Genomic DNA, 5,524 nt, shown 5'->3' on the forward strand with positions numbered 1-5,524 from the left:
TAATTTACCTATTGAAAGAGATTCAACTGGAACTTCCGTTCTTCAACGGTATCCAGTCTGTACTTTGTAGTATTGAAGAGCGGAGTTACGCTGCTTCTATCTAAAAACATCAGAAACAATAAAGCTTGAGAAGTACAATATCCTCTCATCATTTTTTGCTCTAAACACAATATTCATCATCGGTAAATCTATCTAATTTCTATTTAGACCGTCAACCTCCCTCGGTAATCACACCACTTCCCAAAAATGTGCACTAAGGCGATCTTGTCCCAGAGCACACAGAGCACAGTGTTTACAACACGTCTTTGGACAAAAGTTTGTCAGCGACTTTACTAAATTAGCAATTAATGAATAACTGCAAGTATGGCAAACGGCTTAAATTCAGGAAGTCCAGTATTGTTGATGTAGGTTAGATCGCACAATTTACTTATATAGAGGCATCGGGCTTGTTCAACAATCGGATTAAGCGCTGGCTTCGCAGCGTTAAATTCTTATTTGTTATGCTGCTATCTCACTTAGTTTGATGTACTTTGTTTCTAAAGGTAAATCTAACAAACCTAAACGCAAAAACTCTGGCTTTACATCCACTTCTGGCAACTCGTTCAATGAAAACCACCTAAACTCAAGATCGACGCCAGACTCAATACCACGAAAAGGTTCGTTCAATGGAAATCTATGAGGTTCGCTTAGTTGAACAAAAAAATAGTTAGCGATTTCATGATACTTTTTATTTGCATGTTCAAAGAAACTTTCAACGTGCCAAAGATGCTTCTTAACAGACGACTCTACCCCTAACTCTTCTAGTAGCTCTCGATTCAATGTAGCATCTGAGTTTTCGAAAAACTCAACTCTACCACCGGGAAGCGCCCAAAAAGAATCTCCGACAACTCTATGTAATAACACATGATTATCATGAACAATAACGGCAGCACTTCGAAAGTTAAATCGAGCATCACCTTGATCAAATCTCAACATTTTTACTCCTTGTAGCATAACGCCTTCTATATGACTCTGCGCCGCATTTTACGCCCATATAATGCAGACTTTCACCTATCACTTCAATTTGTAATCAATAAGTTAGTGACCACATTGAGAGGTTAGACTGCTAAGTGAAGCATAATTTCTAGATGTACTGAATTCGGATAACTTTTTGTAGGGTAAATTGCCATTAACAGGATATGAATGAGTTCTTGTTCTAGCTGATAAAGGGGCAGATCTGAGTTGGCTGGCACTTTTGATAAAAGTGCCGCGAGTAAAACTTCAGGTCTATGAAGCCTCTGGGCAAAAACGCTTGTTAGTACGCAAGATCTAACAGCATTGGAATATCAATCATTCCTTGCCGATTTCTGATGCCCTCAGTGCGTTTAAAACCAAACCGTGAGTATACGCTTTCTGCATTTACCGCCGAGTTAACCGTAAAGATACCGCTGTTCCCATTTTTTATTGATTCTTCTTTAACCGCTTCCCATAATTGGCGGGAAAGCCCATTGCCCTGAAAATTATCATCGACAAAAAGGTGATATAAATGAGAGTTGTCTCGAACTCCAGCCACGCCAACCACTTCATCATTCGCAGTCACGGCGATAACATAGTTGTAATTGGTGGATAAATACTTTCCTACATTTTCCTCTGACATTGAATTGAGCAAAATATCGTGTGCAGACGCATCACAAGTAGGACAAACATATTTTTTTGCTAAAGGTAAGATTAATTCACTGATTGCCTTCGAATCACTGATTTCTGCACTTCTGATATTTACACTCATTGTTTCTCCTGATTGCTAAGCGGCGTTTGTATTCTATGATCACATAATGCAGCCTTTCTTTTTACGCTTCAACAATAAATCAATAGGTTAGTGATAAAGATAATGGGGGCGGTTTTCTGTGTGGCATAACTTTGACAGCTACCGAATTTGGATAACTTTTCGTAGGGCAAAACGTACGCCCCTAAATTGTGTAGGGCATTTGCTCTAACGAACTTTGGGGCGTGCGACGTGAAGTCGTATGAAGCGCTGTTCACCGCTAAACGAGTGAACCATCTGTATCACCAGATGAACCTAGGAGCCTGAATAAAGTAGCGGCTTTGACAATGTAACGAAGGTTGGTATTTTCCAATCGGGATTGAAATCGTGAGAGAACGATCCTCCTGATAACCACAACATCGGGTGAGTGCTAGGTAGTCAGCATGATGAACAGAAGTGAATCCGCGTAAGGTGCGTTATGTTGTGAAACAGCGGAAGTGGTTAATACGCTGTAGCCAAAAGGCACGAGAGTCGGAAAGAGATTGCCCCATGCTCTTTCGTGATCATTGAACTCTCCGCACCATAGCGGGCATCTTATGTGGACTCCCCATTGTCAACAGTAATCGTCAGTAAATCAGAAATAAATGCGCACTTATGTACGAGCTCAACAAGAGTAGCTAACTCAGGCTCTACGATATTTACGCGAGTTAGTAGCAAATCTAAGCTACGAGTTCAAGACTCTCAGATGCCCGCTGCTTTGACTAACTGATTTTCATCCAATTTATGCATTTTACTGTTAAGACAATTTACTAAGATACTAACGGTTCAGCTTTATATTCCGTACCTTGAGTTAAAATAGCAAATGCTGTTCTGACATTTTTATTTGCCAACGCTACCGCAGCACACTTCTTACCTCTACGTTCAATTAAATTTTTTAGCCACTCTTCTTTTTTTGTTTTCGGTGGGCGATTGGCAACCTTGCTTACGATCGACATCGCACCAGTAATCAATTGGCTTCGAAACAGAGTATTTTTAAAACCTCTTCCTATCGAACCGATTTTAGCTCTCCCCCCACTTGAATGTTGTATTGGTGTGAGCCCTATGCAGGCTGCGGCTGCTTTCCCTTTACTAAAAGCTCCAATGTCAGCACACCCGAGCGCGATATATAAGTTAACAGCATTAAGGATACCGATGCCCTCAATTTTAAGTAACTTCTTACATTCAGGATGATAATTCAAAGATTCTTCAAGGCAGTTGTCGTAAATATCAATCGCTTCAACCAGCGATAAATATTGATCCCAGGCAGTAGATATTGCCTGACGAAACGAAGGTGAAAAACCATTATCTGGGTCTTCTTGGGTTTCATCAATTGTTGCTCTTAACCCCCCATTTCTGTTGGAGACTTGAATATTTAATTCAGATAACAAAGCAATCAATTGGTTTTTAGAAGCGGTTTTTTGTCTTATGCTTAGTTCTCGTAAGCGGACAATCGATTGTAGTTGCTGCTGTTCGGCTGTTTTACCTTGAATAAAGTTCACATCAGGTAACAGTGATGCTTGTACTATCGCCAAAGCATCATTTTTGTCAGTTTTCTGATTTTGTCTGACCACAGCAACTAATCTCGATGAGATTAAACGAGCATCATGCCCATGAGAAGAAGCGAGTTGCTTCCAATAATTCGAAGTACCACAAGCTTCAAACACGATTGTGGCAGGCCTTGAATTTACTAACCAACAAGTAAACGCCTTCGGTGTCATCTCTGTATTTGAGTGCACTTTTCTGTTTGTATAAATACAAACTTGGATCACTTTTTTAGCTAAATCAACGCCAACAATCGTCTTGTTCATTTGAATCTCCAAATTATTTTGAACCCTACTATTGTAGGACTTAGGGTTGGGGAGTCCAATTATCTAAACTGACATTGCGTGACATACGGAACACGGTAAGCCTGTATCTCTCCCTACGGGAAAGCCCCTGTGGCCGATAGTGATGCGGGTAGAGGAGGTTGGAAAAAGCAAAGGCTGCATTGTAATGACGCAGATACAGGTTTGTGCCTGATCACGAAAGTGAGCCCACTTCCAACTGGTCTCTCGTTGCGAGAGAGTTTGAAGAACTTTATTAAGGAAGAAAAGCAAATGACGATTTCGAATGAGATTAGTGCATCTTCTGACAGTGCACTGTGGCAATCCATTAACTGGAAGGCCGCAGAGGCGAACGTCTTAAAGCTTCAAATGCGTATCGCAAAGGCAACTAGAGACGGTAAACACGGCAAAGCAAAAGCATTGCAGTGGATACTGACTCACTCTCGCTCAGCAAAACTTCTTGCTGTTAAGCGAGTTTCTCAAAATAAAGGCAGTAAAACGCCTGGAATAGACGGCGTTGTCTGGAATACAGACACGCGTCGTATGAAAGCAGTAAATCAACTGAGTCGGAAAGCTTACCAAGCGAAACCACTCAGGCGTATCTATATCCCCAAAAAGAATGGCAAGCTTCGACCTCTGGGCATACCATGCATGATAGACAGAGCACAACAAGCGCTACACCTATTATCGCTAGAGCCTATATCAGAAACAACTGCCGACCCGAATAGTTATGGCTTTAGAACAAATCGTAGCACGGCTGACGCTGTCGACCAGTGCTTCAAGTGTTTGGCTTTAAAGAAATCGGCTAAATGGGTTCTTGAAGGAGATATTAAAGCTTGCTTCGACAAAATCGGGCATCAATGGCTTATGGATAACATCGCCATCGATAAACGGATGTTGGAGCAATGGCTAAAGTCAGGCTTTGTAGACAAAGGGCTGTTTTACGACACCGACGAAGGCACTCCTCAAGGCGGAATTATATCCCCCACCTTGATGTTGATGACGTTATCGGGTCTCGAACAGCGCATTAAGTCTACCGCGCTTAAGAAAGGAGCAAGAGCTAACTTTATTGGATATGCCGACGATTTCGTCGTCACTTGCGCTTCAAAGGAAGTACTCGAGAACGATATCAAACCGTTGATTGCTGATTTCTTAGCGGAAAGAGGCTTAACATTATCCGAAGAGAAAACGCACATTACTCATATCAACGATGGCTTTGACTTTCTTGGGTTCAACCATAGGAAGTACAAAGGGAAACTGCTCATCAAGCCGAGTAAATCCAATACGTTGATGTTCTTAAGCAATCTGCGTGAACTCATCAAAAAGCACGTAACCCTTCCAGTGAATGATCTTATCAAACTGATAAATCCTAAACTCAGGGGATGGTCGAACTATTATCGGCACTGCGTAGCTAAACAGGTATTCGGATATGTAGGTCACAAGTTATTCCATACGTTATGGCACTGGGCTAAAAGGCGTCATCCAACAAAGTCTAAAACTTGGATTGCCCTAAAATACTTCATCAACCGAAAAGGCCAATGGCAGTTTCACGGTTGGCAGAAGATCATGGATATGGATTGCCAGTTCAATCTCTTCCAAATAGCCAAAGTGCCAATAGAAAGGCATGTGAAAATCCGAAGTGCAGCGACACCCTTTGACCCTCTTTACCAAGAATACTTGGTAAAGAGAAAATCTAAAAGGCTAGCTCGTAACTCTTGGAACGAACCTGCTTCGACTGCTTTATAAGTTGCTGGGTATCAAACGATGCCTTCGTGGAGGCTTGAGCCTAGTGCAGTGAAAGTTGCACGCTGGGTTCTTAGGGAGACGGCACTTGGTAACAAGTGTCGTCCACCCGACATTTCTGAGGTAGAACGTGCCACAGGTAAAAGTTCAGCCTGTGAGGGTTTTGGACATAAATAAG

General features: G+C 41.8%; 4 protein-coding genes. 1 reads left to right on the plus strand and 3 read right to left on the minus strand.

Going from position 1 to position 5,524, the window contains the following annotated elements; genetic code table 11:
* Positions 1–498: 498 nt before the first annotated feature.
* The 3 genes from AB4589_RS23215 to AB4589_RS23225 all read right to left on the minus strand — a co-directional run bounded on the left by AB4589_RS23215 (position 499) and on the right by AB4589_RS23225 (position 3,588).
* A complete protein-coding gene (locus AB4589_RS23215; protein ID WP_008224764.1) occupies positions 499–975 on the minus strand; it encodes an NUDIX hydrolase in 477 nt (158 codons plus the stop codon).
* A 319-nt stretch (positions 976–1,294) separates the two neighbouring features.
* Positions 1,295–1,765: a GNAT family N-acetyltransferase gene (locus AB4589_RS23220; protein WP_048664394.1), complete on the minus strand. Its 471-nt coding sequence runs from the start codon at positions 1,763–1,765 to the stop codon at positions 1,295–1,297.
* Positions 1,766–2,550: 785 nt separating this feature from the next.
* Positions 2,551–3,588: an IS110 family transposase gene (locus AB4589_RS23225; protein ID WP_372101779.1), complete on the minus strand. Its 1,038-nt coding sequence runs from the start codon at positions 3,586–3,588 to the stop codon at positions 2,551–2,553.
* 288 nt (positions 3,589–3,876) lie between these two features.
* Here AB4589_RS23225 and ltrA point away from each other — a divergent pair, with 288 nt between their 5' ends.
* Positions 3,877–5,349, plus strand: coding sequence for a group II intron reverse transcriptase/maturase (gene ltrA, locus AB4589_RS23230; protein WP_099426181.1), 1,473 nt, complete (start codon positions 3,877–3,879; stop codon positions 5,347–5,349).
* Positions 5,350–5,524: the final 175 nt, after the last annotated feature.

Origin of the sequence: Vibrio sp. 10N.222.49.A3, assembly GCF_041475145.1 — a bacterium.
GTDB classification, from domain to species: domain Bacteria; phylum Pseudomonadota; class Gammaproteobacteria; order Enterobacterales; family Vibrionaceae; genus Vibrio; species Vibrio tasmaniensis_A.